This window comes from Sphingopyxis sp. P8 (assembly GCF_020622175.1).
Classification (GTDB): domain Bacteria; phylum Pseudomonadota; class Alphaproteobacteria; order Sphingomonadales; family Sphingomonadaceae; genus Sphingopyxis; species Sphingopyxis jiangsuensis.
The window spans coordinates 1,239,913-1,265,435 of sequence record NZ_JACNMK010000002.1 but is presented as its reverse complement, the minus strand read 5'-3'; the positions used below and the strand labels follow the sequence as shown (position 1 = coordinate 1,265,435).

Annotated in this window: 15 protein-coding genes; 2 read left to right on the top strand and 13 right to left on the bottom strand. The window is 61.6% G+C overall.

All coding sequences use genetic code 11. The features are described 5' to 3' along the window. Positions 1-16: 16 nt before the first annotated feature. The 3 genes from H7692_RS14455 to H7692_RS14445 all read right to left on the bottom strand — a co-directional run bounded on the left by H7692_RS14455 (position 17) and on the right by H7692_RS14445 (position 7,600). Positions 17-2,182 (bottom strand): heparinase II/III family protein, encoded by a 2,166-nt coding sequence (locus H7692_RS14455; protein WP_227340416.1) that lies wholly within the window; start codon positions 2,180-2,182, stop codon positions 17-19. Then, on the bottom strand, positions 2,179-4,362 hold the full coding sequence (locus H7692_RS14450; RefSeq protein ID WP_222137235.1) for a polysaccharide lyase 6 family protein: 2,184 nt from the start codon (positions 4,360-4,362) through the stop codon (positions 2,179-2,181). Before H7692_RS14450 ends, H7692_RS14455 begins: the two co-directional genes overlap by 4 nt. Positions 4,363-4,567: 205 nt before the next feature. Continuing rightward, positions 4,568-7,600: a TonB-dependent receptor gene (locus tag H7692_RS14445; RefSeq protein WP_222137234.1), complete on the bottom strand. Its 3,033-nt coding sequence runs from the start codon at positions 7,598-7,600 to the stop codon at positions 4,568-4,570. A gap of 36 nt (positions 7,601-7,636) precedes the next feature. On the opposite strand from H7692_RS14445, the gene H7692_RS14440 reads away from it, so the two are divergent. Next, the gene (locus H7692_RS14440; RefSeq protein WP_222137233.1) at positions 7,637-8,044 is read left to right on the top strand and encodes a hypothetical protein; all 408 of its coding nucleotides are present in this window, start codon (positions 7,637-7,639) and stop codon (positions 8,042-8,044) included. Positions 8,045-8,730: 686 nt separating this feature from the next. Continuing rightward, entirely contained in the window at positions 8,731-10,185 is a 1,455-nt protein-coding gene (locus H7692_RS14435; RefSeq protein WP_227340415.1) for an MFS transporter, read from the top strand. A 200-nt stretch (positions 10,186-10,385) separates the two neighbouring features. On the opposite strand, the gene H7692_RS14430 is transcribed toward H7692_RS14435, so the two are convergent. From H7692_RS14430 to H7692_RS14385, 10 genes are all read right to left on the bottom strand, one after another. Then, the gene (locus H7692_RS14430; RefSeq protein ID WP_222137232.1) at positions 10,386-11,684 is read right to left on the bottom strand and encodes a sugar MFS transporter; all 1,299 of its coding nucleotides are present in this window, start codon (positions 11,682-11,684) and stop codon (positions 10,386-10,388) included. Positions 11,685-11,724: 40 nt separating this feature from the next. Next, positions 11,725-14,202 carry a glycoside hydrolase family 3 protein gene (locus H7692_RS14425; RefSeq protein WP_222137231.1) on the bottom strand — a complete coding sequence of 826 codons (2,478 nt, stop codon included), beginning with the start codon at positions 14,200-14,202 and terminating at the stop codon, positions 11,725-11,727. A 72-nt stretch (positions 14,203-14,274) separates the two neighbouring features. Then, positions 14,275-15,504, bottom strand: coding sequence for an MFS transporter (locus H7692_RS14420; RefSeq protein WP_222137230.1), 1,230 nt, complete (start codon positions 15,502-15,504; stop codon positions 14,275-14,277). Continuing rightward, positions 15,491-16,546: a LacI family DNA-binding transcriptional regulator gene (locus H7692_RS14415; RefSeq protein ID WP_201927560.1), complete on the bottom strand. Its 1,056-nt coding sequence runs from the start codon at positions 16,544-16,546 to the stop codon at positions 15,491-15,493. The genes H7692_RS14420 and H7692_RS14415 overlap by 14 nt, the downstream gene beginning before the upstream one ends. 3 nt (positions 16,547-16,549) lie before the next feature. Then, positions 16,550-17,497: a family 16 glycosylhydrolase gene (locus H7692_RS14410; protein ID WP_201927561.1), complete on the bottom strand. Its 948-nt coding sequence runs from the start codon at positions 17,495-17,497 to the stop codon at positions 16,550-16,552. Further along, on the bottom strand, positions 17,494-18,996 hold the full coding sequence (locus H7692_RS14405; protein WP_201928707.1) for a tryptophan halogenase family protein: 1,503 nt from the start codon (positions 18,994-18,996) through the stop codon (positions 17,494-17,496). The genes H7692_RS14410 and H7692_RS14405 overlap by 4 nt, the downstream gene beginning before the upstream one ends. A 5-nt stretch (positions 18,997-19,001) precedes the next feature. Further along, the gene (locus H7692_RS14400; RefSeq protein ID WP_222137229.1) at positions 19,002-20,027 is read right to left on the bottom strand and encodes a cupin-like domain-containing protein; all 1,026 of its coding nucleotides are present in this window, start codon (positions 20,025-20,027) and stop codon (positions 19,002-19,004) included. Next, positions 20,020-20,736 (bottom strand): SapC family protein, encoded by a 717-nt coding sequence (locus tag H7692_RS14395; protein ID WP_222137228.1) that lies wholly within the window; start codon positions 20,734-20,736, stop codon positions 20,020-20,022. The genes H7692_RS14400 and H7692_RS14395 overlap by 8 nt, the downstream gene beginning before the upstream one ends. A gap of 14 nt (positions 20,737-20,750) precedes the next feature. After that, on the bottom strand, positions 20,751-22,274 hold the full coding sequence (locus H7692_RS14390) for a tryptophan halogenase family protein (RefSeq protein WP_201927565.1): 1,524 nt from the start codon (positions 22,272-22,274) through the stop codon (positions 20,751-20,753). A gap of 109 nt (positions 22,275-22,383) precedes the next feature. After that, on the bottom strand, positions 22,384-25,350 hold the full coding sequence (locus H7692_RS14385) for a TonB-dependent receptor (RefSeq protein ID WP_227340414.1): 2,967 nt from the start codon (positions 25,348-25,350) through the stop codon (positions 22,384-22,386). Positions 25,351-25,523: the final 173 nt, after the last annotated feature.

Genomic DNA, 25,523 nt, shown 5'->3' with positions numbered 1-25,523 from the left:
ATCTTTCCCTTCGGAATCATTTTTTTGCGCCCGCCGGAGCGAGGTCGAAGCGTCCGACCGGACCCGTCCAGCCAAGCTGGCGCCCGTCCAGCGTGATGCGATGCGCGGTGCCCGCCGCGACGTCAGACGCGACCGCCACGGCAATGCGGCGCCCGTCGGCGAGCGTGATGATGACGAGGTCGGCGTCCGGCACGCGGCGATGATCGAGCGCGGCGACGCGCGCACTGCTCGCGACGACGGTTTCGGCCGATGCGTCATAGCTGCCATGCGGTTCGAGCAGTCCGACGAAGCTCGCGTCGGTCGCGCCCTCGACGCGCTGGATCAGGGCCGGCTCGCGCCGCAGGTTGAACGCAGGATCGTTCGCACCGCTTTCGACGATCAGATAGCGCGCGCCCGCAGGAGGCAGCGCATGATAGGAGTAGAAACGGCTCGCCTTCATCCAGGTCAGCCGCGCCTTGCCCGCCTTGCTCCCTTCGCCATCGACCCACAGATGCTGATAGCCGTGCGCGCGCCCCAGCACGGGCCGCTCGGCAAGGTTCCGCGCGAATTCGATGTCGCTGTCGATGATATGCCCCGAAAAATGCAGCGGCAGGTCATAGACATGCCTGCCGCTGCTCGAGGCTTGGAGGAGGTCGAGGATCAGGGGTTCGGCGAGGCCGTCGACGTCAAGCATCACCAGCGCGCGGCGGATCGCGACGCCCTTGTAAGCTTGATCGATCGCGCCGATCGACCAGCGCGTCGGGCCGTCGAGGCCGGTCGACAGCTGCCGCGCGGGATGGTTTTCGCCGACGCGCCACTTGCCGTCGAACTGGCTTTTGCCGTCAACGACGAGCGTATTGTGCGCGACTGTCGCGCTCGCCCAACTGTCGTTTTCGGGAAGATAGCGCCCGCCTTGCTTGGCCTCGACATTGAGGAAGCGTGCCGCGCCATAATCGGTGATCACCGGTCCATTATCGTCGGAATAGAGCCAGTTGAGCCGGTCGAGATGTCCATGCCCCATTCCCTGCACGCCGTTCTTGGCGACGAGCAGCGGCCCGTCGATCGCCGGTCGCGCGCGGAGCAACACGAGCGCGCCGTCCTTGCCCTCCGGCCCGTCTCCGAGCAGCCGTGAGCCGAAGTTCCACGGGGCGGCCTTGCCCGCCGCAAGGTCGGCGGCGAGCGCCTGTCCTTCTGGCGTCAATACGGTGCGCCCCTGCCATTTGGCGATCGACAAGAAAGCCGGGTCTTTCGTCGCGGCATAGCCGATCGCGACCGCGTGATAGAGCTCCTCGGTCCGCAGCGTCTTGTCGGGCATCGCATCGTTTATGGGCAGGAAATGGCCATTGTGCGTAACGTCGACCGTCGTACGGATCGCCTTTTTCAGTATCCCGTCGCGATAGTCGAAGATGCGGCGGTCGGGATCGTTCGCCGCAATGGCGGCCCCAAAGACCGCGAACGGCTGGATGGCATAGCGCTGGTAGTAGGGGCCTTCGGCATAATAGCCGTCGGGCGAAAAAAGCAGGTCGAGTTGGCGCAGGAAGCCCGACTTGCCACTCTTGTCGAGCCCGAGCAGCGCCTTGTCGACCAGTTCGCGATCACCGAGCAGATAGCCCGCGAGCCCGACGCCCGCGCATGCCCAGGTCGCATGGTTGTGGATCCGCCCGATGACCTCCGGCGACCCGTCGGAGAGGAACTGCGCCATCGGGCGGATCACACGATCGTCGATGCGCTGGCGATCGGCGGCGCTCAGCGCCGCGCGAACGGGCGCATAGCCCTGCACCGCATTGACGAGGAAAACGCTGTCATTCAGACTTTGCCAAAAGAGCCGCCCCGCCGTCTGGTTCGCCTGCGCGGGATGCGGGCCAAGGCCGGGATAGAGATCGGCATAGGCGAGCAGCAGGTCGCGCACATGGTCGCGGTAGCGCGCTTCGCCGGTCAAGCGGTAAAGCTGGCCCGCCGCGAAGATCGTGCGATAGTTGCGCTTATGCTGTTCGTGGGTGAAGCCGCCGCCGGGGTCCTTCGGCACCGGCACGTTGATGCCTGCGCGGATCGACGCATCGACCTCTCGCGCCGCGCGCTCGATTTCGGCGGCGAACATCGGGGCATGGTCGGCTGTGACCGCTTCGGGCGGCGCTGCAAATGCTGCCGCAGCACTTGCCGTCAGCGCGGTTCCCGCGAGACAAAGGGCGAGGAGGCGGGTCACGGCTGCCCCTCCACCTGATTGTCGGCGACAGTGCCACGCGGCGCACCTTTCCACATCGTCTCGCCGATCCGGGGCGCAGGGGTGGCGGTAAAGCGGTTGCGGACGATCTTCGTATCGGGCGCGCCGACCGTGTGGATCACCTCGACGCCGCTCGATTGGGTGAAGTGGTTTTGCGCGATCTTGACGTGCTGCGCGCCGGTGACGCGGAGCGACGGTGCATCTCCGCCGCTTTCGGCAACGCGCGAATCGCGCATCGCGAACCACGGTCCGAAGGTGCTTTCGTCGGTACCCTTGCGCAGCAGATCGGCGACCATCGCGACGCGCACGAATTCGCTCTTCTCGATCGTCAGTCGTTCGGCGGGATACCAACCCTTCGGCTCCTGCTCGCCGGTGCCGTCGACGACGATGTCCATATCGGCAAAGCGGCTTTGGCTGATCGTGATCGCGTCGGCGAAGGTCGACGGCGCGACGCGGACCCCCGCAAGCCCCGCATCCTTGCCCGGACCCGTAACTGTCACGCCGTGGAACGCCAGCTCGTAATTGGGCGCGACGCCTGCCTCCACCGCGATCAGCACCGCGTCGCCGCGCACGCCGCGGGCATCGATGTCCAGATTTTCGAGGCGCAGACCGCCGCCTGCGGCGATCCGCGCGAGCCCCGTTCCGCCGAGACGCAGCATCGGCTTGGCACCGGGGGCGCCCGCGATGGTCAGCCGGCTCTGTACAGCGAGAGGCGTCGCAACGTCGTGGGTCCCGGTTGCGAGCGACAGCGTGTCCCCCGCGCTCGCGCCTGCAACTGCATCGGCGAGCGCGCCGGGGGCTACAGATATGGTGCGCCCGCTGCCGAACGCGGCCCCTGACCCTGTTGCGCCATACCAGCGAACGCCGACCTCCTCACGCTTCACTGGCACAAGGTCGCGCGGCGCGCCGACCGAGGCGAGCGCCGGATCGACCGGATAGAGCAAGCCGTTCGCGGCGCGCTCCAGCTCGATCTCGCGATAGACGATCCCGCTGGAAAACAATGGCTTATCGACGCTGGCAGCAACATTGCCCGCCATCGCGATTCCGCTCGCATCGCCCTCGGCGCGGAACGGGTCGCGGCCCTTCGCACCGACGATCAGGTTACGCTCGAACCGGCTGCCCACCGGCGCCGCCGAGCGTTCGGCATCGGCGCCCGCCGCGAGCGTGATGCGCGCGCTGTCGACAATGCTGTTGCCCTCGATGCGCGCATTGGCGACCTGATGGTAGCGGTTGATGACCGAGTTCGGCACGCCGTTCATCACGGTGATCGCGCTCTTGAACGACGAGCCGGCAAGTCCCTCGAAATAATTGTCGCGGACGATCTGGTCGCGATTGATGACGCGCACGCCGCCCGTATCGGCTATCCCGTGTCCAAGAAAGACATTGCGCTCGACCAGATTGCCATTGCCATGGCGCAAGACAAAGGCGCCTTGCGACCGAAGGATGAGATTGTCGCGCAATATATTGCCGCCCGCCTTGACCGAGACGATCTCGACCTCGCCGCTGCAACGGTCGAAAATGTTGCGCTCGACGATCGTCTTGCTGTCGGTCAGCGATTCCTCGCTGGTGCCGATACGGATCGTTTCGCCGCCGTTCGACCCGAGCGGCGGACGCGGTCCGAAATAATTGTGGTCTATGCGGTGGCTGTTCGCGCCCGGCTGCCCCTTCGGACGGATGACCGCGAGCGTGACACCGGCGTTGGTCTTGCCCTCGAAATGCGAATGGTCGACACGGTTGCCCGTCCCGTAAAGCGCCACCCAAATATCCTCGGCACGACGATCGGGCTTGCTGAACCCGTCGATGACGACCTCGGTCAGGCGGGAATCGGTGGCGACCTGTTTTGAGTCACGGCGAAAAGATATGACCTCGCCGGTCGGACTGAAACCGTCGCGAAAGACAAGGCCGGAAACGACGAGGTGCCGGCCACCGAGCCGCAGATTCGATTGGCCGGTCAGCACCACCTTGCCTTTGGTCTGTGCAGCAAGGGTGATCGGCTTGTCCGCAACTCCGGCGCCGGTGAACACCGCTTGGAAATCGCGCCACTCGCCATCGGCAAGCAGGATGGTGTCGCCGGGCTGGGCGGCTTTGACCGCAGCCTTGAACTGCGCCGGATCGCGGACCAGCACGTCACGGGCGAATGCGGTCCCGGATGCCGAGACCATGAGCGCAGCCATCAAAGCCGAACGAAGTATCACTGACTCTCCCAACATTGTCTATCTAAAATTGGTCTATACAAGAGGTAGGACAATGGCAACAAAATCTTACTGTCAAACTGCCAGATTGGTCTATCCACTCGCGCACGTTTCCGCGGTTCCGGCAGCGCGGTCTGGACGGTGACCGGCTGCCGGATGGCCCGCATGCTCCGCGTTAGAAGCGCAGCGATGCCCCAAAGGTTATGCGGCGGTCGGGCAGCCCCTCGCCGCACAGCAGCGCGCCGTCGTTCACACAATATTGCGAGATCTTCGACTTGGTCAGATTCACGCCCTCGACCCCGATGTTGAGGAAATCGGTCACGTCATAATTGACGCTGGCATTGAGCTGCCCGCGCGCCGAGGTCACAACGGGGAAACCGAAGGTGCTCGCCAGCGTCGCGCCGCCCACCGTATCCAGCGTGCGGAACGCGCTGCGCCAAGTGTAGCGCGCGCGCGCCGACAGCCCGTATTTCTCGTAGTAAAGCGTCAGGTTGTACGCATGCTTCGAAAAATCGAGCAGGCCTTGCTTGGCGACGACCGGCACGAAATTGGCGTCGTTATAGATGCCGTTGATGGCGTTGAAGATGTCGGTCCCACGCACGGCCGATTCATTGACTGCGTCGCCGCCGCCGAACTTCTGATACGTATAGTTTGCGACGATGCCGAAGCCCGATGCAAAGCCGAGCGCATCCTCGAACTGCGACAGGTCATATTGGACGGCGACCTCGATGCCCGTCTGCGTCGTGTTGCCGGTGTCGTTGATCGTCGTCAGTATCGGCACGCACATACCCGAACCGCCGATCGGCGACAGCTGGTTGCGGAATGCGATGGGGTTATAGATGCCGCCGCCTTCGCACGGCGCCGTAATGTCGCGGAAGCCATTGGCGTCGAGCGGCGCATCTTCCAGCTGCGTTACGAACAGATCGGTGCGCTTCTTGTGGAACACGCCGATGCTGAGCACCGACGCCGGCGCGAAGTACCAGTCGACCGACGCGTCATAGGAGGTGACGGTCTCCGGCCGCAGATTGGGGTTCCCGATCGACACCGCAGCATTTTCGCTCGTCACGAACGAGACCGAAGTCGACAAAAGGTCGAAATCAGGGCGGTTGATGTCCTTGCCCCAGCTGGCGCGAAGGAGAAAGTCGTCGCTGAGGTCGGCTACGACATTCAGTCGCGGCAGCAGCTTGCTGTAACCGCCGCGGGTCACGACCTGCGTCACCGTATTGCCGGTAACCGAATTGCCGATCGAATCGAGACGCGTGTCGAGCCAGCGCAAGCCGAGATTGCCGCGCACCGGACCGGCTTCGAAATTGGCCTGACCATAAACCGCGTGCGTCGTTTCGTTGATCGTGAAAAAGCCAGCCGAATTGGCCGACGCGTCGTTCAATACGCGACCGCCGGGGGCGGCGAGAAGCGCCTGACGCAGGATGTCGATCGTCCCCTCGCGGTCACTGAACGCACGGTCCGGATCGATCAGGATGAAATCCTTGAAGAACAGATCGCGCCCGTCGCCATCGCCGAAATTATTCGGGCCGGGCACCAGCAGGTCGGCGAACAAGGTTCCGCGCGGGCTGTCGTTGAGCGCGCTGAGCGTCAGCGTCGTGCCGACGTCGTTGAACGTGCTGGTCGACTTGTTATAGCGATAACCGATGTCGAAGGATTTGAAGAAAGGCGTCAAATCCTCTGTGTCGAGCGCCATATCGAGGCGGAAGGCGTCTTCCTTGTTGCGCGTGCTGTCGTTGCCGATGACGACCTGTTGCAGCACGACATTGTTCGGATCGAGCAACTGGGCGACCGTCGGCGCGAGCGGCGAATCGAAATTGATCCCGAACCGTAGCGACCCGCCCGACAGGTCATATTTGAACGGCACCGCATTGTCGTTGCCGGTGAAGACGGGCGCATTGGGGTTGATGAAATTCAACGTAGTGCTGAGGTCGGGGTTGGACGTGTTCGAAACCGACCGCGATGCCTCGGCGCGGCCCGAGAAACGACCAGAGCTGAACTCTGTACCAAGGCGATAAATCTCGCTCTTGGTCAGGCGGGCGCCGACGTCGCTCGAAAAGCGCAGGTTCGGGTCGTCGCGGTCGACCACCAGATCGGGTTCGAGCACGCCCGTCTCGGCGACCTGAATGCTCCCGAGTTTCACGCCGTCGAGCGTCCCGAAATCGACCGTCCGGAACGAGGTGGGCACGCTGTGGTTCACCAGCACGCTCACGCCCGAACCCTGGACGCGCGAGCTGTCCTGCCGCCGTTCCTGGTCGTTATAAACGGTGTCGAAATAGAATTTCAGATTGTCGCTCGGCGCCCATTCGATCGTGCCGGCGAAATTCTTGGTATCATATTCGAAATTCTCGAGCTCCTGATTGAGGAACTGGATACCGACGAAATCGAAGGATTGCGCCGCGGGGCGCTGTGTGGCCTGATTTTCCGTCACGCCGTTCCGGATGACCGTCGCGTTGACATTTTCGACAAGTCCGCCGTCAAGGTCGACGCGCGGGCGGAACGATGTTGCTTCCTGCTGGGCATAGCTGCCGCTGAGCACAATCCCGATTTCGCCGATGCCGGTCGACCATTTATTGCCGAAGGTCGCCGACAGGCGGGGCGTCACGCTCTTCGACAGCTCGCTATATTCGCCCTGCGCCCGTGCGGCGATGAGCGGTTCGCGCAAGTCGAGCGGGCGAATCGTACGCAGGTTGATCGTGCCGCCGACCGACCCTTCGATCGTTTTGGCTTCGGGGGCCTTGGTCACTTCGACCGAGGCGATGATCGAGGCGCTGACGTCCTCGAAGCTGATGCCGCCGCGGCCCGAACCCGACCCGACGGTCGATACGCCGTTAATCTCGACGCGGTTGTCATTGGTACCGCGGATCTGAACGCCGGTGCCGACGCCTGCCTCGCGTGTGATCTGAACGCCGGTGATATTCTCAAGAACCTCGGCAAGGTTCTGGTCGGGCAGCTTGCCGATATCCTCGGCCTGAATGACCTCGATCAGACTGTCGGCATTGCGCTTTTCCGAAAGGGCGCTCTGCAACGAACTGCGGATTCCGGTAACGACGATCGCATCGTCATCGCTCGCTTCGGCGGGCTGCCCCTGCGCGAAAGCAATCCCCGGTACCAGCATCGCCCCCAACGCCGTTCCGACGAGAAATTTTGCGAGCGGGCGAAAATTGGGCGCGGCCGAAACGGTGCCGCCGACAGACATCGACATTTACCTCTCCCTCGTTGACTATTTTTGTCAGGCATAATGGCCAGTCCATTTTTGTCAATCAATTTTAAGGATTGTGCCGCCAATATTGTCATACCAATTTGGCCTGCCGCGGTCGAAACAGCCTTTGCCCAATGGCTTGTCGCCAGCATTTGGTCTTGGGGGCGGTCGCGAAATCCGTATTTGCCGATGAAGTGCCGGCGGACATGCGCCCATGAATGTGGCAACCGCCATGTCGGGCGATTCGCGCGCCTCGCCTACCTCGCACTCGCCAACGCCAGCGTCATTCTCGATGACACCCAGCCCGCGACGCTTGCCAGCAGCCGCCTGCTCAAGCTGACGGCGGGCCCCTCGGTTGGCCCGACCAGCGCCGGCTCCTGGGATTTATCTGGCGCTATCCATGATTCGGTGGCCGCAAAAATAGCTTGCAGAGACGCGCGCGGATAGTGCGCTCAATCCTCGCTCCGAAACCTGCGTCTCCGGCCACGGCATCGCATCCGCCTGCAAGAGACGCGCAAAAAGGGCGCCGATCCGCTGACCGCAGTGGCAATTTAGTGAACCATATCATTTTCTTGCATGTGCGTGGTGCGCCCGGCGGGATTCGAACCCACGGCTCCCAGATTAGCAAATGGGAGGGCCGCGGGCGGGCGTCGCGGACACGTACCAGCGTTACGAGTATGAGGACGAACAGCGCGAAGCCTTGAACACGTGGGGTCGGCACGTAGCTGCAATAGTTCTCGACGCTCGCGAACCTCGGCCAGGTTGAATTGGCTGACGCGTCGTAAATGACCATAATTGGCCGATTCTGGTATCAATGCGGTTCGGATGCGATCCACAAGTTGGACGAAGGTTGGATCGTTGATGCTTGGATGCGCGGGTAACTCCCGATGCCTCCCATCACTTTCAACGAGCCTCACGCATGCACGCTTGATGCCAAGAAGAAATACTGTAGGTCCAAGGGTGAACCGGTGCCGGTCCGCTATCACGCTATGGTTCCGCCCATCACGCGCCATCAGATTGCCAAGGTCAATATGGTAGAAAATGGTCGGAGCCCTTGGCTCTTCCTTGCAGGCGTAGCAGCGGTAACGATCGGAGTGATCGCCCATGCGCCGATGTTCTGGATGGGCCGAGACATGGGATTCCGCATGAGCGGAATGCCGATGGACGGTCTTATGATCGCGGGGATGGTGCTTGTCGCGGCGGGTGTCGGAATAGCAGCATGGGGACTGCTTCCCCCCAATATTGCCCGGCAGGTTGCTGAGGCCAATCGCCTGTCTGTTTCGGCGCCAGAGGATGCCCCGCTGTCACCCGCCCATTGGCGACTGATGACAGCGCTGGCCCTCGCGCTTGTCATCGATATCATGAAACCGGCAAGTCTTGGATTTGTCATTCCCGGAATGATGGACGAATATGGGCTGTCACGCGAAGCCGTTTCGCTCGTCCCGTTTGCGGCCCTTGTCGGAACGGTAACCGGGTCGATCGTCTGGGGCGCCATTGCGGACGTTTACGGTCGCAAGGCGACGATCCTTCTTTCTGCCGTCATGTTCGTTGGCACGTCGGTTTGTGGAACCATGCCCTCCCTGGCCTGGAACATTGCCATGTGTTTCATGATGGGCGCGGCGGCGGGCGGCATGCTGCCCGTGAGCTATGCGCTGCTCGCCGAAATGATGCCCAGTCGTCACCGGGGCTGGAGTCTTGTACTCGTGGGCGGCCTTGGCGCAGCCGGTGGTTACGCCGCCGCGAGTCTCGTTGCCGCGTGGCTCGAACCGCTGCTGAGTTGGAGAATTTTATGGCTGGTTAATCTGCCGAGCGGCCTTGCCCTCGTTGCGCTTGGGGCGCTTATCCCGGAGTCGGCCAAGTTCCTCATGGCGCGCGGACGGCACGCAGAAGCGCGGCGAGTCATGGCGCGTTTTGGATCAGGTGTGCGAACCGCCGAGCAAGCGCCGCCGCGCCCGCAACCGGCAACTCGACGATCCGGAATTGCGGGCGGCATGGCGGCATTGAACCTCACGGCGATTGCATGGAGTCTCGTCAATTTCGGCTTGCTGCTATGGCTTCCTGCCGAACTCGTGGCGCGGGGATACAGCGTTTCATCGTCGAGCCGACTGCTGGCCGATTCCGCGCTTGTCGCGCTTCCCACGGTGCTTTTCGTTGCCTGGCTCTATCACGCATGGAGTACGAAATTGTCGCTCCTTGCTGCGTCGCTTGCGACGCTTGCAGGGCTTGGCGGGATGCTCTGGTTTGCGCTTGTCGACGCGGCATCACCGTTGCTGCCGGCAGTACTTCTCATCATCGGCAGCAATGCCATCATCGCTATGTTGCTTCCCTACAGCGCCGAGAATTTTCCGTTGAAGGTCCGCGCCCGGAACACCGGCTGGGTCGCGGCATCGAGCAAATTGGGAGGCGTTTTTGCGACGGGTCTCGCAATATTCGCAATCGTCCCGTCGCTGAGGGCGAGCATATTGGCAATTATGCCGGTGCTGGCCGTCGCAATCATTCTCGTCGCCCGTTATGGCCGCGAAACCCGCGGAACCGACCTGCGCGATCTCGACCCTCAAGGGCATATATTCGATAAGGCCGGCCTTTGAACGGTGGGTCGGCGTATTTCACCCGTCGCGCCGACGAGAAAGGTCGCCTGAGGCGCTCCGCGCGCGCATGGCGGCAGATGACGCGCTGTACCAGGCCAAGGATGGCGGGCGCATTCGCATAGAGTTGCATGACTGTTTTGCCGCAAATGGGCGGACCAGCGGGCGGCGACCAACCGGATGGTCGCCGCCCGATTTTTCGTTCAAGCGGCGGCTGGTCGCCTTGCATAAATGCCAAAGCAGGCGATGACGGCATAGCAGAGCGCGGGTAGCAGCAATGCCGTGGCGAGGTTTCCGGTCAGATCGGCAAGCGCGCCGGTCGCGAGCGGAACGACCGCGCCGCCAAAGATCGCGACATTGATGATCCCCGACCCGTCGGCCGCGCGGCGCCCGAGCTTTTCGCACGCGAGGCTGAATATGGTGGGGAACATGATCGAGTTCATGAGCCCGATCGCAAGCAGCGTATACGCCGCCATTTCGCCGCTGCTGCTCGACGAGACGAGGATCAGTGTGATCGCGCCTGCCGCGACGCTGGCGAGCAGTTTTCCGGGGCTGACCAGCAGCATCGCCAGCGACCCGATGAATCGGCCAGCCATCGCTCCGCCCCAGTAGAAGATGATCATCCAGCCGACGACCGCCTCGGGCTCGCCAAGCACACGCTCGAGCGCCAGATAATTGATGATCAGCGAGCCGATCGACACTTCGGCGCCGACATAGAGAAAAATGCACAGCGCGCCGAAGCCGAAGCGCGGGCGCTTGATCAGGTCGAGCCCGGCAAGACCCGCGCTTTCCTCGTGCTTTTCTCCCTTCAGCCGGTTGCGGAACATCCACACCGCCGCTGCGACCACCGCGAGCGCCGCCGCTATGCCCAGATAGCCGTTGACGATCGCCTGGCTTTCCGCGGTGCGATAGGCGTCAAGGGCCGCGCCCGACAGCTCGTCGGCGCTGACCGTCGCGAGACTGCCGAGGATCAATGTCGCGCCAAAGAAAGGAAAGACCGTCGTGCCGAGCGAATTGAACGCCTGCGCAAAGGTCAGACGGCTGTGCGCCGTTTCCGGCTTGCCGAGCAGCGAGATCAGCGGATTGGCGACGACCTGCACGATAACCACCCCGCTCGCGAGCACGAACAGCGCGAGGAGGAAGAGTCCGTAAACCGCCTGTTGTGACGCCGGGATAAACAGCAGGCAGCCGACCAGCATCGTCAGAAGTCCGGCCACTGCACCGCGCATGTAACCGATCTTCTTGACCAGCTTTGCGCCCGGAATTCCGATTACCAGATAGGCGGTGAAAAAGCAGAACTGGATCAGCATCGCCTGGGTGTAGTTGAGCGTGAACAGCTCCTTGAGTTTCGGGATAAGGACATCGTTGAGGCTGGTGATGCCCCCGAAAATGAAGAACAGCCCCATGACGAACAGGCGCAATTCGGGCGCGTCGACATGCGTCCCCTCGCCTTCGATGGCGACGGGATCGGTGCTGGATGAAATGTCGGGCGCCAGAGCCATCGTCTCTCTCCTTCTGGTTTGGTTGCAAAGTGGCGGAATTTTATTCCGCTTCGGAAGGACAGGGTGATGCCGTTCCGGCCTCAACTCGTGCCGCAAGCAGTGTCAGCACCAGACGATCATGCCCCGCAAGGGTGAGCGGATTTCCTACCCGCTGGAGATCGGCGCCGCGATCGGCAAAACAGCGCAGAGGTATCCGCAGCGACGATACATTGCCCGCGCGAGCGGCGCCGATCCAATCGGTCACATCGACAGCGGCATTTCCGAGTGAGACGCTCACGCGATCCTCACCTATGGCATCGACGCGAATATCGAGGCGCAACGCCATGTCCTGGTCGAGATGACGCGTAAGATCGGCGTTCGGCCCCGCAATCTGGACGGTTCCCGGTCCCGACCATCGGAACTGCTTGCCGTCTTCCTGCGCCATAACGTCTACCGACCTGACGGAAATCATCGCATTCGGACTGACTGCCAAGGCGGATTCGACGGGCCTCACACCGCCATCGTCTCCGATGGTCATCGTCCAGGGGGTACGCGCACGTCCGCCGGCAAAGAAATTCTCAAGATTGAGCGCTGCTGCGACGTCGATGCCGGGGTCTTCGGACAATATTCCGACCATGGCAGGGGCATCATAGCGAAGTCCGTATCCGATCGGAAACAGCGCATCTGAAACGGGAGAAACCGCCGTCGCCGGCCAGGCGAAGGGCAATGTGCCGCTGAAATCACGTGCCGGCTTGCCGTCACGGCGGGCGACCAGCACGTCGGCCACACCCGCCCCCTGCGAGCCCGGCAGCCATGCCGCAACAAAAGCGTCGGCGGCATTGATCTCGGGATTTGTGAAGAGCGGACGCCCCGATATGAAGACCGCAACGACGGGAATCCCTGCCTCCTTCAGACTTTTGAGCCGGGCAAGATCGACAGGATCGACCGGTTGGTAGTCAAGTGTCGGCACATCGCCCTGAAACTCGGCGTAAGGCTCCTCGCCGAATACGTAGATCGCTACGTCAGGTTTGGTTGCAAAGCTTCCGTCAATCGAAAGTGTCGCCTTGCCTCCAGCCTCGCGGACCGCCTTCGCCACTCCCTCCCAAATGGTCTGGCCGTTGGGAAAATCGTCGCGGGTTACGTCGGTACCTTGCCAGCTGATCGTCCAACCACCCGATTGCATCGCCATATTATCGGCCGCCGCGCCGGCCACGAGCACACGCGCGCCTGGCCGAATGGGAAGCAAGTTGCCGTTATTCTTAAGGAGGACGAGCGATTTGGCGACCGCCTCGCGTGCAACGGCCAGATGGTCCGGCGCACCGATCTTCGAGGGATCCGCCTGGACAGCCCGACCATCGTCGAAAAGTCCCAGCTTGAACTTCACCCGCAGAATCCGGCGGACTGCATCGTCGAGCCGCGCCGCCGGAATGGTCCCCGCCTTCGCCTGTTCGAGCGTCGACGCGTAAAGTCCCTTCCAGCTGTCGGGGGCCATGAACATATCCAGTCCCGCAAGGATCGATTTCGGACAATCGGTAACGCTGCAACCGGGAACCTGCCCGTGGCCGTTCCAGTCGCCAACGACAAATCCTTCAAAGCCCATCCGCTTCTTGAGGATGGTGGTGAGGAGGTCTTCGTTGCCGTGGTGTTTGGTGCCGTGCCAGCTTGAAAAGCTTGCCATGACCGTTAGCGCTCCAGCGTCGATCGCTGCCGGATAGCCCTGCGCATGCACGGCCACGAGTTCGGCCTCGCCGATTTTCGCATCGCCCTGATCCTTGCCAAGCTCGGTTCCACCGTCGGCCAGAAAATGCTTTGCCGTGGCAGCGACGCGGTCCTTCGCGATCGTCTGTTCCGGCACGAGCGATCCCTGCAGTCCCAGGGTCATGGCTTCTGCGTATCGAGCGACGAGATGCGGATCGGCCGCATAGCCTTCATAGGAACGGCCCCAGCGCAGGTCGCGCGGCACGGCAAGTGTCGGCGCAAAGGTCCATTCGATACCACTTGCCGCAATCTCGGAAGCCGTGATTTCGCCGATGCGGCGAATTAGACCGGGATCACGCGCCGCACCGAGCCCGATATTGTGCGGAAAGACCGTCGCACCCGGAATATTGTTATGACCATGGACGGCATCGACCCCAAAGATAATCGGCACCGCGACGCCGTTTGCGCGCGGCCGTAGCGAGGCCGCACGAAATTCGCCGACGAGACGAGCCCAGTCGGCGGCGGTTGAACGCTCGTTGCCATATGGACCGCTATTGCCGCCGGCGAGGATTGAACCAAGCGGATAGGTTTCAAGATCTTCAGGAGTGATCGCGCTAATGTCGGCCTGGATCAGCTGCCCGACCTTCTGTTCGATTGTCATACGCTCGAGAAGTGCGTCGATCCGGCGCTCGGTCGAGGCATCGCTGATCGCGTGGGGGCTGCGTGCAGCGGGCCAGATTTCCGGATGGACCCGCATCGCCTTGTCTTCCGTCGCGACAGCTGCGCCCGCGGTCGCGGCAAGCAGGAATGCAAGGGCCGCTCCTGTTGATTTCAGCCGCATCGTCTCTCCCTTTTGATTATTGTGAACGTTCTCATAACTGACTGTCAGAAACGCCGTCCAAAATCAAGGGGGCTAGGTGCGATCGGGATTGCGACGCGAAATCGTCGCTAAAATCAGCGTCGCGACCACGGTCAATCCGGCAAGCAGCAGGAATAGGACCTCAAACCCAAAACCGGGGACGACCGACAGCGTCAGAAGCGGCATGATGAGAGAAGGAAGCGTGTTGGTCAGATTGAAGATGCCGAGATCACGTCCACGGCGGTCTGAACGGGGGAGGATACGGAGCGTCTGGCCGGCATGCAATGCAAGGAATACAGTCGTTGCGATCCCGAAGAGGAGGTAGGCGAGCTTGGCGAAGTCGGCCGAGTTGGCCAGTGCCATGGCAAGCATGCCTGCTGCTGAAATCGCACTGCTGACCATCAAAGGCAGAAAGGGACGACGGTTACGATCGGACCAGCGCCCCAGGTAAAGGGCAATCGGAATAGCAACGGAAACCGCGATTCCGAACAGTTGTGCCTTTTCGTTGTCGCCCATGTCAGGGTCGATCGATCTGAACCAGAAATAGAGATAGGCGAACAGCGCGGCCTCGGAAATCTGCACGAGAAAACGTGCGAGCCACATGCGAACCGCAGGTCCTTTCGGCAGGACGTCGATGCGCCCGTCGGGACCGATCGACGGAGGACGCGTGAGGTCTTCGAAACGGCGTGGACGAGCGAATACCGTCGCGGGCAGCACCGCGCAGCTGATCAGCAACGCTAATGTGAGAAGTCTCGTCTCGAAGGTGACAAGAACCGACAGGGTGACGAGCGCTCCCGACCATGCCCCTAGCGCCGGAGCAAACGCAAGCAGCCCACCAAGCAGGCCTTTCTGGTCATCAGGGACGAGATCTCCACCCCAGGCCGCGAGCGGTCCAAGCATCATGTTCAGCGAAAACTGCCAGCAAATAATGATGGCGAGGAGCGAGACGATATCCTTTGCCAACGGCATCGCGAGCAGTAGGGCCACCGTCAGGACAAGACCCGTCAATATCCACCCTCGCCGATTCCGGGTCACGTCGCTCAGCCAGCCAAAGAATATGCCGCCTATGCTTGCTGCAATCGCGCCGGCGAAAGTCAGAAATCCAAGCCATTCGACATCGGCGGCACCCGCAAGCTCTGCAACGCGCGAGGGAAGCAGGATCGTCAGAAAGGGAACATAGGCCATGGTCCCGCCGGCGACCGCCAAGGCATAGAGCAGCATGAAGACGAGCGACTGATGGCTGCGCTGGGCCGGGTCCCGGCGCGCGAAATCATCCCTGTGCATGCGCCGCCGTTGACTCGCGCGCGACGAAGCCGCCTTCGACCACCACGGGCTGCAGCGGTAGCCCCTCGCCTCGCTGCGCCTTGATGATCAGTTCAACGGCGCGCGACACCGTTTCTGCGACAGGTTGGTCGACCGCGGTAAGCGTTGGCCGGGTAAAGCGGACGATCGGGGTATTGTCGAAGCTCACAAGCGAAAGCCGCGACGGAACGTCGACGCCCTGCGCGCGCGCAGCCTCGAGCGCGGCAAGCGCCATCTGGTCATTGCTGGCAATGATGGCGGATGGAGGGTCGGGGAGGTCCAGAAGCCGCCGCGCTGCAACAGCACCCGATTCATACGTAAAATCGCCTCGCGCCATGAGTCCGCCTATTTCCAGGCCCTGGGCCTGCATCTCGCTTTCCCACCCGTCGACACGCCACTGGCTTAGCGGATATTCATCCGAACCCGAAATGAAAGCAATGCGTCGATGACCAAGGTCGATGAGGTGACGCGTTGCGCGGCGTGCCATTCCTTCATCGTCCATCACCAATGCGAATCCGGCCCCTTCGCTCCGCGATCCGATCCGCACAAATGGTATACGCTGTCGCTCAAGAAGCTTCACGATCAGCGGGTTGTCGGAATGGGGAGGCGTCAGGATCACGCCGTCGGGCTGCAGCGCCGCGATGGTCGCACGAAGTTCGCGCTCAACATGGTCACTATGCGTATCGACGAGTTCAAATATAAGCCGGTAGCCATATTCGGCACATTTGAGCATACCGCCGAGCAGCATCTGGTCCACCCAATCGGTACCCTGCCTTGCCGTCCAGTCAGCGATGGTACGATCGCGGTCGTTTATCGCAAGTATGAGGTAGGAGCGCGATCCGCTCATCCTGCGAGCGGCGATTGATGGCACATAGCCGAGCTTGTCGATCGACGCCTGGACGCGTCGCTTCATTGCCGAGCGCACGTTGGGTTCATCGTTGATCACGCGGCTGACGGTTTGCAGCGACACGCCGGCATCGGCTGCCACATGCTTGATCGTCACCGCTTGGCGGCGTCTCGCCATCTACTATTTGCCCCTTTCAGCCGGTTGGCCAGTTGCGGGGCTAACGTCTGTGCCTCCGATTTGCCAGACCCGAACCCAATCGATCTCCATTCGCTTGGGATATCCGCCGAGACCTACGCCGCCTAGCCCCCGAGACTCGGCGAGCCGTCCACCGATCGCGAGGTTGAGGATGAGATGGAACGGCTGGTCGAAAGGTGCTGTCGGGCGATCCGAGGCGGTTGTCGACCATTCGCCAAGCCTGCGTTCGGCAAATGTCCGGCCGTCCACTTGCCAGACCATGCGATCAGGATACCAGAAAAGTGCATAGGTATGAAAATCGCCGTCAAGCACGTCGGGGAACGCCATTTCATCGCCCTTGTGCTTGTTTCCGGGCCATTCTCCACCAAAATGGAGTGTCCCCAATATCCTGGTTTCACGACCCCCGGGACAGGCATCACAGGTCACACCAAGATTCACCGCTTCGAGGATGTCGATCTCGCCCGACGCCGCCCAGCCCCCGTAAATATCTTCCTCCGGGAGCATCCAGATGGCAGGCCAGGTGCCCTGTCCTTGCGGAAGACGGGCACGCACCTCGATCCTGCCATAGGTCCACGAGGCCTTGCCGCGCGTGGTTAGCCGGGCAGAGCTGAATTCACGCGTCACGTCGGCCGCCGGACTTGGCGACTGTTTTCGCATGCGCTGCGGGAGTGCGGGCCCCCTAACCTCTTCGCGGCGCGCGGTGATCACCAGACTGCCATTCTCGATCGTGGCATTGCGGGCGCTGGCCGTGTAACATTGCCGCTCGTCATTGCCCCCGCCCCAGCAATCGACGTCAAAACCCCACTTCGCAGGGTCGAGCGTTTTGCCATCGAATTCGTCCGACCAGACCAGTGCCCAGCCATGCTGCTCCGGCTTCGCGGGGGGCGCCTGCCCAGCCTCCAGAGCGAGCGCGATGACCAAAGCCAATGTCATGCGTTTTGCGGTTCGCCGGCCGCGCAATATTGAGCGATATACGCGTCGTGAGCGGGCAGGTTCGCCACCGTGCGGGTGACGCCGTCGCGTAACATCGCGAGAAATGATTCAAGTTCTTCTGGAAGAAGTTTGGCGGCGATCGGATGGTAGCGCTGCGGAGTGATGCCCTGGCCCATCATCACCTGAACCCAACTATTCTCGACAAAAAGCTCTTCGTTCTTGCGGAACACCCTGCCGGTTTCGCGAAACAGCTCGATCTTCTGTTCGAGGCTCGGCGGGACCGGCATCGCCGCGCACTGGCGCCAGAAGGGAGAATCGCGCCGATCGGTCACCTTGTAGTGAAGGATGAGAAAGTCGCGGATCTGTTCCATGTCGGCAAACTGCTGGTCGTTGAACTCGGCAATGTCGCGATCACTCACCGGCCCGGAAGGCAGCATCCGGATGAGGCGCAATACCGCGCGCTGGATCAAGTGAATCGACGTCGACTCAAGCGGCTCCATAAATCCGCCCGACAGCCCCACGGCCACGCAGTTTCGATGCCACTGTTTGCGCCGTGCCCCGGTGCGATACCCTATGACGTTGGGTTCCGTCAGCACCTCACCCTCGACGGAAGCGAGGAGCCGATCGAGCGCTTGGCCCTTGCCAAGATAACGGCTGCAATAGACGATTCCATTGCCCTGACGATGTTGCAACGGGATGCGCCATTGCCAACCGGCATCATGTGCGATCGCCCGCGTATAGGGGATGGGCGGCGCCACACTCGCCGTTTGCACGGCAATCGCGGAATCACAGGGTAGGTAATGGGTCCAGTCGTCGAACCCGGCATGCAGGGCGCCTTCGATCAATAGCGCACGAAAGCCCGTGCAGTCGATGAACAGATCCCCTTCCACCCGCCGATCGCCATCAAGCGCCAGCGCGGCAATATCGCCGCTTGCACCATCGAGTTCTACAGCGGCGATCCGCCCTTCGATGCGCTTGGTGCCATCCTTCTCGGCGCGCTTGCGCAAAAAGGCGGCATAAAGCGCTGAATCGAGTTGGTAGGCGTAGTTCATGCGGTCGTCGGGCAGATGGGCGAACTTGCCCGCGAGCGCAGCCTTCAGCTCCAGGCAATAATCATCATAAGCTTGGTCGTGCCCGCGGGTCAGGCCATGAAGCCAGAAATGCTGGAAGCCTGCCGACCAATGATCTTTGCCCGTGGTTCCGAAGGAATGGAAATAGCTGCTGCCGACATCCTTCCAATTCTCGAACTTGATACCGAGCTTGAACGTCGCCTGGGTCGCGCGCATGAATTCGGCTTCGTTTATCCCGATCAGTCGGTTGAACAGGACGATCGGCGGAATTGTGCTTTCGCCAACGCCGATCGTGCCGATGGCATCGGATTCGACCAGCGTCAGGTCGATGGCCGCGCCCAATGTGCCGGACAAAGCTGCCGCGGTCATCCAACCTGCGGTGCCGCCGCCGGCAATGACCACCTGGAGCTTGGCGGAAGGACCGGTCATACGCGTCATCGGGACAGGCTGCGTAGCAGCCGCGCGCGGATCTGTCCCGCGCTGTGCGGTGTGAGCGGCGCAAGAATCCCGCGCGCATCGGGAGGCAGATGCTGAGTCACTTCGGCTCCATTGGCGAAAACATAATGATCGAACAGCGCGCGCCAGCGCGCCTTATCTGCATCCGGCAGATCGCGCAGTGCGAGGATCGCGTGAAACAGCGCATCTTCCGGCTTTCCAAGGAAACTGGGGGCATCGCTCCACCAATAATTGACGAGTATGTTGAACGGCGCGAGGCCTTCGACATGATGCCACCAGAGAGAAGGTATGAAAATGGCGTCGCCCGGCGCGAGGTCCGCGACCTGGGCGCACTCAAGGGCATTGCGAAAGCGAGGGTGGAGAGAAAAGTCAGGCGCCGCAAAATCGACCATGCTGACAGTACGACCAGCTGGGGTATTTTCAAGCGGCCCAAGATAGAGATTGGGAAATTCTTCAGGAGGAAACAGGGTGAATCGCCTCCGCCCCGTCGCGCAGATCGCGAGATTGTGGGGCACGTCATTGTGCGCGGCGATGCGTGTACGTCCGCCGATCCAGACACTTTCGATCGGAACGCGATTCCCGAGCGGCAACCGGTTTTCTTCGCGCAGACCGTCGAAATATCCATCCATGTCGATCGACGAGAGATAGATGACCGGCGCGTCGGGTTTGCCGATATTGGCAAGGATTCCGTCGATTATTTCGCCGAGCGGACCCTGCGCCATCCTGAAATTCATTCCCATCTGTGCATCGTAGAAAAGCCGGTCACCGCCGCCCGGCTCGCCGATATTGACAGGAAAGCTGCGCGGACGCGCGTGTTCAACCAGATAGTTGCGCACCATAGCATCGCCTGCATTCGCCGCCTCGACCAACGGCCAATGCGCCGCAAGACCGCGCACGACGAAGGGTTTTTGCGCTTCGGACAATTTGGCGTCGAGTGCGCCAGGCGTGACGAGCTGTTCGGGGACCCGAGGGAGACCGTCCAAGAGGCTTTCCCCTTCAGCCATCATTTCGCGAAGCGCGGCGGCGCGCAAGTTTACCAAGGTTGCCGAGCGAGGCGAGCGCCATGAACAGCGGAAGCAGATGCCCTGCCGCATGCAACTCGCTTATGGCGCCGGGTTCAAGCGCACGCAGTCTGTCCTCGTTAATCAGCTGGTAACCGACCAGCCGGTGCTCGCCGCCGCCCTCGCGGGGGACGTCCAGCGCGAAGGGTTCGAGCAGTTCATAGCGGTCGAGCGCCGCGAAAAACGCCGCACTCGCCCGATGTCCCTCATCAAGCTCGGCGAGCATGGACATGACCTGTTCGAGATAGGGTGTCGGACGGCCTGCATCGTCGAACACGCGAACTCCATCCCCCCCCCTCGCGATGCGCGGATGGTCGAGGTCGATATGTACCTGTGCCTGTGCACCGCCATCGCGCGAACGCCCGATGAGAAATGGCTGGATCGCCAGCGCCATCGGTTTGGCGGGAGCGAGCCAGTCATCCCCGTCGAGAAACAGGTTTTCGCCCTTTTCAAACCCCATGAGTGCGAGCGCGGAAAAGCTGCTTCGCTCTCGATCGTAGTGGAACAATATCGGATAGTCGGTCGCCAGGCGGCGAAACTCATTGGGAACCGCGAGGCACGCCATGACTTTGTCGCCAAATTCCGACCCTGTCCTCGTATGGACACGCAACTCGGCATGGTCGGCCGGATTGAGGATTTGGTGGTTGCTCATCGACATTAAGGCTTTCAACTCGATGCGGGCTGCGCCGCAAGCGCTGCGAGATAGGCGCGGTTCGCTGGCAGCGCGGCAACCAGTGTGCGAGCACGCTCGGATATGTCAGCCAGGCGGGCGGATGCGTCCGACCGACCGCGAGGCGCCGACGCCGTTTCGCCTGGACGCATGCCATAGAGCACATATTGTTGGCTTGCGGCTGAAAAGACTTCGTCGATCTGCGGAAAATCCCAAGTCGATGGAGGCTGGTCTTGCCAAAGGGCAAGCTGCTCGGCGAGCCGGGGGGGGATCGTCGTGGGATCGCGCTGTGCCTGCCAATAGGGTTCCTTGCGCCGGCTCAGCACATAGTGGAGCTTGAGGAAGTCGACAATGCGTTCCCAGCGATAGCGAAAAAGCGCATCGAAGCGCCGCGCATGAATGTCCATTGAGGCGCGACTGGCCGGGAAATTGTCGGCAAGCGCCCGCAACGAAAGTTCGATCATGACGATCGCCGAAGCCTCCAGCGGCTCGATAAACCCTGCAGAAAGTCCGATGGCGATGCAATTGTTCTGCCAGAACCGCGCCCGGTACCCCGTACGAAAGGACAAGCCGCGCGGCGTCAGCCTGGCTGCATCGACTTTGGGCATGTGCGCCGCGATATAATTGCGCAGCACCGCATCGGCCTCGGCATCATTCATGAAGCGTGCCGCATAGACGCAGCCGACCCCGCGTCGCGTCGGCAGCGCGATGTCCCAGATCCAGCCGGCCTCATGCGCGGTGCCGACTGTTTGCGAAGCGATGATATTGTCAGCTTCGGTGGGCACCTGCACCACAAGCGCGCGGTCATTGAACGAAACATCCGAGCGATCGATCCATTCGACGCCAAAATGCCCGCCGATGAGAAGGGCGGCCTGTCCGCTGCAGTCGACAAAGAGGTCGCCCTCGACCGACGCGCCATCGCGCAGCGTAAGCGACATGATATCGCCGCCGCTCCCGGCGACGGTTCCGGTAACTTCGGCGGCAATATGCGTCACACCGAGGCGGCTTGTCGCGTGGCGTGCGAGCAGCTGCGCAAACTTCCCCGCGTCGAGGTGATAAGCATAATTCACGGTTCCGGCATAATCGGGCATTGCCGGGTGACGCGGGGCAAGGTCGCGTTCGCAGATCGCAGCCTGCGGCGTCATTGCCGCAGCAAAGGGCATGACGGGCTCGCTGGTCCGCCAGCCCGCCAACAGGTCACGCATGTCGCCGTGCGGCGGCGGCGAAAACGGGTGGAGATAGCGGTCGCTGGGTGCACCATCGACCCAGCCGCAGAATAGGGACCCCTGTTTGAACGAGGCGTCGCACGCGCGCAAGAATTCGGCTTCCGCGATGCCGACCGTCGCCAATGTCTCGCGCATTGTCGGCCATGTACCCTCGCCCACGCCGATCGATGCGATGTCGGGCGCCTCGATCAAGGTGATCGACAGATCGGGCCTGCGCGCGGCAAGGACGCAAGCCGTCAGCCAGCCGGCCGTCCCTCCTCCCACGATCACCACATTTTGAATCGAACGCTCCATTGCGCTTTCAGATATCCGACATTGACGAGGAAACAAAACAATGGGGCCGCACTGCAGAAGCAATGCGGCCCATCGTCATCACTACAGTCTGTGGGTCACGCCGGCTTCATCAGAAGGTGAAGCGGACGCCTGCCGAATAGCGCGCATAGCCTGGCGCCGCGAAAAATATGGCGCGATCGTTGCGCCGAACCCCGGTTCGGTCGGCGTTGGTTATGTTGATGCCTTCGACAAATGCCGTGAGACCCTCGCGGAATTCATAGCTCAGGCTGGCGTCAAACTGGCCATAGGACTTGATATAATAGGGGTCCTGATCCTTCCCTGACAGGAACCGGTCGCGCCAGTTGTAGGCTATGCGAGCCTGCAGGCCGCCCTTGTCATAATAGAGCACGGCATTCGCGCTGTCGCTTGCGCCTGGCACCGCGAACTGCGTCGTGGTCCACGGCAGTGTGTTGTCAAACGCCGTATCGCTGTTGACGATCGTGTAATTGAGGATTGCACCGAAGCCCGTGTCCCAAAAATTGTGCTGGATTGCGAACTCCCAACCCCACAACCGCGCCTGCTGGTCGCTGTTCGACGGCTGGGTAAAGGTGAATATGACGTCGGGATCGCCCGAGCGACCCGCAATGCCGCCCGCGGTGCCAACGCCGGCCACATAGTCCGCCGGGCGATTGGCCTGCACCCAGGCGACGATCTGGTCGAAGGTCGCATTCGGCCCGATCGCCTGGCGTGCCGCGGTGGCAGCAGCGCCTTGCGAAGGGTCGGGCAGGTCGAACAAGGGAGTCTGGGTCGTGTCGTTTGCAATGAAGTTGCTGACCTTCTTGTTGAAGAAGCCCACCGACACGTAGCTGCCGCGGTCATAATACCATTCCGCAGACAAATCGACGTTCTTGGATTTGTAGGGGAGCAATGCCGGATTGCCTGCGCTTGCCTGGCTGCCGCCAGCGCCGACGCGGAGCGGCTGTGCGAGCGTGATTCCGCCCTGCATGCTGGCATAGTCAGGACGGGTAATCGTGTGACTATACGATGCGCGCAGCTTCACATTTTCAAATGGCGACAGGTCGAAATCGATCGCGGGAAGCCAATTTTCATACTCGCCCTTAAGCGTGGTGAAATCGGTGCCAGGGGTTTTGACAAGACTGATTTCGTTCTGCGCGACCCAGATCGTGCCGGTCGGAATCTCGGCGAGCGCGCGCGACGTGACCTTTGTCTTTTCGTAGCGCAGCCCAAGGCGCAGATTGGCCCTAGCTTCACCCAGATCGAAGCTGTGGAAGCTTTGCACCCACGGCGTGATCGACTTTTCGAGGATGCGGCGGTCGGTTGAATAGGGCGCAAGGCAGGTGTCGCCCGGCGCAGCGTCGCAGATTCCAAGCCTGTCGTCGAGAAGCGAGATAAGCCCCTCGGTATCGATCAAGAAATAGGTCGGGATGATCCCCTGGCTGTTCGACCCGTTCATGCCGGCCAGGTCCGGCGAAAGTGCACGCGGAGTGAACAGCGAATCGGGCGTGTCGGCCGCCGAGAGCGTCCCGCCCCATGTGTCATTCTGGATGATACCGAATGCGGTGCGCACATCGTTTTCGATATAGCTGACACCGAAGTCGAGGCTCTCGATGAAGGAGGCATCAAAATCGAACCCGCCGCGCAGGCTGACCTGATCGATGGTATCTTTCATATAGGCGTTGCGGAAAGCATTGCCTGCCGGCCGAATATTCTCTGCCTCGACCTCTGATCCGGGGTGCATTGCGACCGAAATGACGGGCATATCGGTGGTGAAGTCGACGCGCTGGCTCGCCACGCCGAAGATCGCCGTACCGACGGCAATCCCGCTGCCATAGGGCGAAGTCGGCTTCGATTCCGCGGTGGAATGGTGAGCATCGAGTTCGAGGCGCAGCCCCCAGGGGCCTTCCCACTTGATATTACCGCCGAGCGAATGGTTGATATTGCGGTTCGATCCGACGGCGCCGGTTATCGCCAGATCCTTGCCTTCGGCTGCCAAGAAATTCTCGGCATAGAAGTTGGCGCCCGCCGCCGGACCGTCGGTCCAGCTGCTGGACGTGTCATTGTGATTGAACCATACCCCGATGCTGCTCTGGCGGCTTTCGAAGGTATTTTGCGCAAAGATGTAATCGAACGACACATCGAGCGTATCGGTCGGCTTGAACTGCAAGACCGCCTGGCCGTTGATCCGCTCGCGCTGGAAATCATAGAAATCATAGGCCGCGTTCTGCGGAACCTGGTAAATGTCGGTGGGACCAGGCCGGTTCTCGATGTTCGCAAAACGCGGGTCACCCGGTTGCGCCAGCGTACCCCAGTTGTTTTCCGCGCCCGTATAGCCCGGCCGCCAATTGCCAACAGTGAATTGCGCTTGGCCGCCATTGCGCTTTTGATAAGAGCCTGCGAGCAGAATGCCGATCGTGTCGTTCGCAAAGGTCTTGCTGACGATGCCCGAAATTTCAGGCGTTATATCGGTTCCGTATAGCTGAGACGTATCGTAAACGCCCTTGACGCCGATGCTGCCTTTAAGTCCGGGACGATCCAGCGGACGCGGCAGCTTTATGTTGATCACCGAACCTATGCCGCCCGTGGGCAACGACGCGCGACCCGACTTGTAGACTTCGACCCCGGCGACACCCTCGGCGGCGAGGTTGCCGAAATCGAAGCTGCGCGTCGAGGGCGCCGAGAAACCGTCACCTAGAGTTGACGTAGGCATCTGCCTGCCGTTCACCACGACAAGATTGAACTCGGGACCGAAGCCGCGAACCGTAACCGTCGAGCCCTCGCCACTCGCCCGGTCGATCGACACGCCGGTGATGCGCTGGAGCGACTCTGCAAGATTGGTATCTGGGAACTTGCCAATATCTTCGGCGGAAATAGCATCGACAATGCCCTGCGCATTGCGCTTGATATCCTGTGCCTGCTCAAGGCTCGCACGGATACCGGTGACAATGATCACATCTTCTTCATTGTCTCCCGAGGCCGACGTATCCTGCGCAAATGCCGGCTGCGCCGCTACACCTATCGCGAGCAGCGAGGCGCTCATCGCCAAGCGACCGAAATTGAGCTTCCGCGAATCATTCATTGGCGAATTCCTCCCCAGGACTATGCGTTTGCGCACGGTTGCCGCGCTAATTGTGAACGTTCACCTAAATGATAACGTTCACTTCGTCAAGCGCTGTCGTGCTGATCGCAGCGTCCAGCAAAGCGGCGGCCTGCGATCTTTGCCCGAACCGCCTACGCGCGATCCGCCCTGCG

What these genes read in the sequence shown, in the direction of transcription:
- H7692_RS14420 (WP_222137230.1), bottom strand. Translation starts at nt 15,504, where the DNA reads ATGCACAGGGATGATTTCGCGCGCCGGGACCCGGCCCAGCGCAGCCAT.
- H7692_RS14440 (WP_222137233.1), top strand. Translation starts at nt 7,637, where the DNA reads ATGGCCAGTCCATTTTTGTCAATCAATTTTAAGGATTGTGCCGCCAAT.
- H7692_RS14410 (WP_201927561.1), bottom strand. Translation starts at nt 17,497, where the DNA reads ATGACATTGGCTTTGGTCATCGCGCTCGCTCTGGAGGCTGGGCAGGCG.
- H7692_RS14415 (WP_201927560.1), bottom strand. Translation starts at nt 16,546, where the DNA reads ATGGCGAGACGCCGCCAAGCGGTGACGATCAAGCATGTGGCAGCCGAT.
- H7692_RS14390 (WP_201927565.1), bottom strand. Translation starts at nt 22,274, where the DNA reads ATGGAGCGTTCGATTCAAAATGTGGTGATCGTGGGAGGAGGGACGGCC.
- H7692_RS14425 (WP_222137231.1), bottom strand. Translation starts at nt 14,202, where the DNA reads ATGCGGCTGAAATCAACAGGAGCGGCCCTTGCATTCCTGCTTGCCGCG.
- H7692_RS14395 (WP_222137228.1), bottom strand. Translation starts at nt 20,736, where the DNA reads ATGAGCAACCACCAAATCCTCAATCCGGCCGACCATGCCGAGTTGCGT.
- H7692_RS14400 (WP_222137229.1), bottom strand. Translation starts at nt 20,027, where the DNA reads ATGGCTGAAGGGGAAAGCCTCTTGGACGGTCTCCCTCGGGTCCCCGAA.
- H7692_RS14450 (WP_222137235.1), bottom strand. Translation starts at nt 4,362, where the DNA reads ATGGTCTCGGCATCCGGGACCGCATTCGCCCGTGACGTGCTGGTCCGC.
- H7692_RS14435 (WP_227340415.1), top strand. Translation starts at nt 8,731, where the DNA reads ATGGGATTCCGCATGAGCGGAATGCCGATGGACGGTCTTATGATCGCG.
- H7692_RS14430 (WP_222137232.1), bottom strand. Translation starts at nt 11,684, where the DNA reads ATGGCTCTGGCGCCCGACATTTCATCCAGCACCGATCCCGTCGCCATC.
- H7692_RS14385 (WP_227340414.1), bottom strand. Translation starts at nt 25,350, where the DNA reads ATGAATGATTCGCGGAAGCTCAATTTCGGTCGCTTGGCGATGAGCGCC.
- H7692_RS14445 (WP_222137234.1), bottom strand. Translation starts at nt 7,600, where the DNA reads ATGTCGATGTCTGTCGGCGGCACCGTTTCGGCCGCGCCCAATTTTCGC.
- H7692_RS14405 (WP_201928707.1), bottom strand. Translation starts at nt 18,996, where the DNA reads ATGACCGGTCCTTCCGCCAAGCTCCAGGTGGTCATTGCCGGCGGCGGC.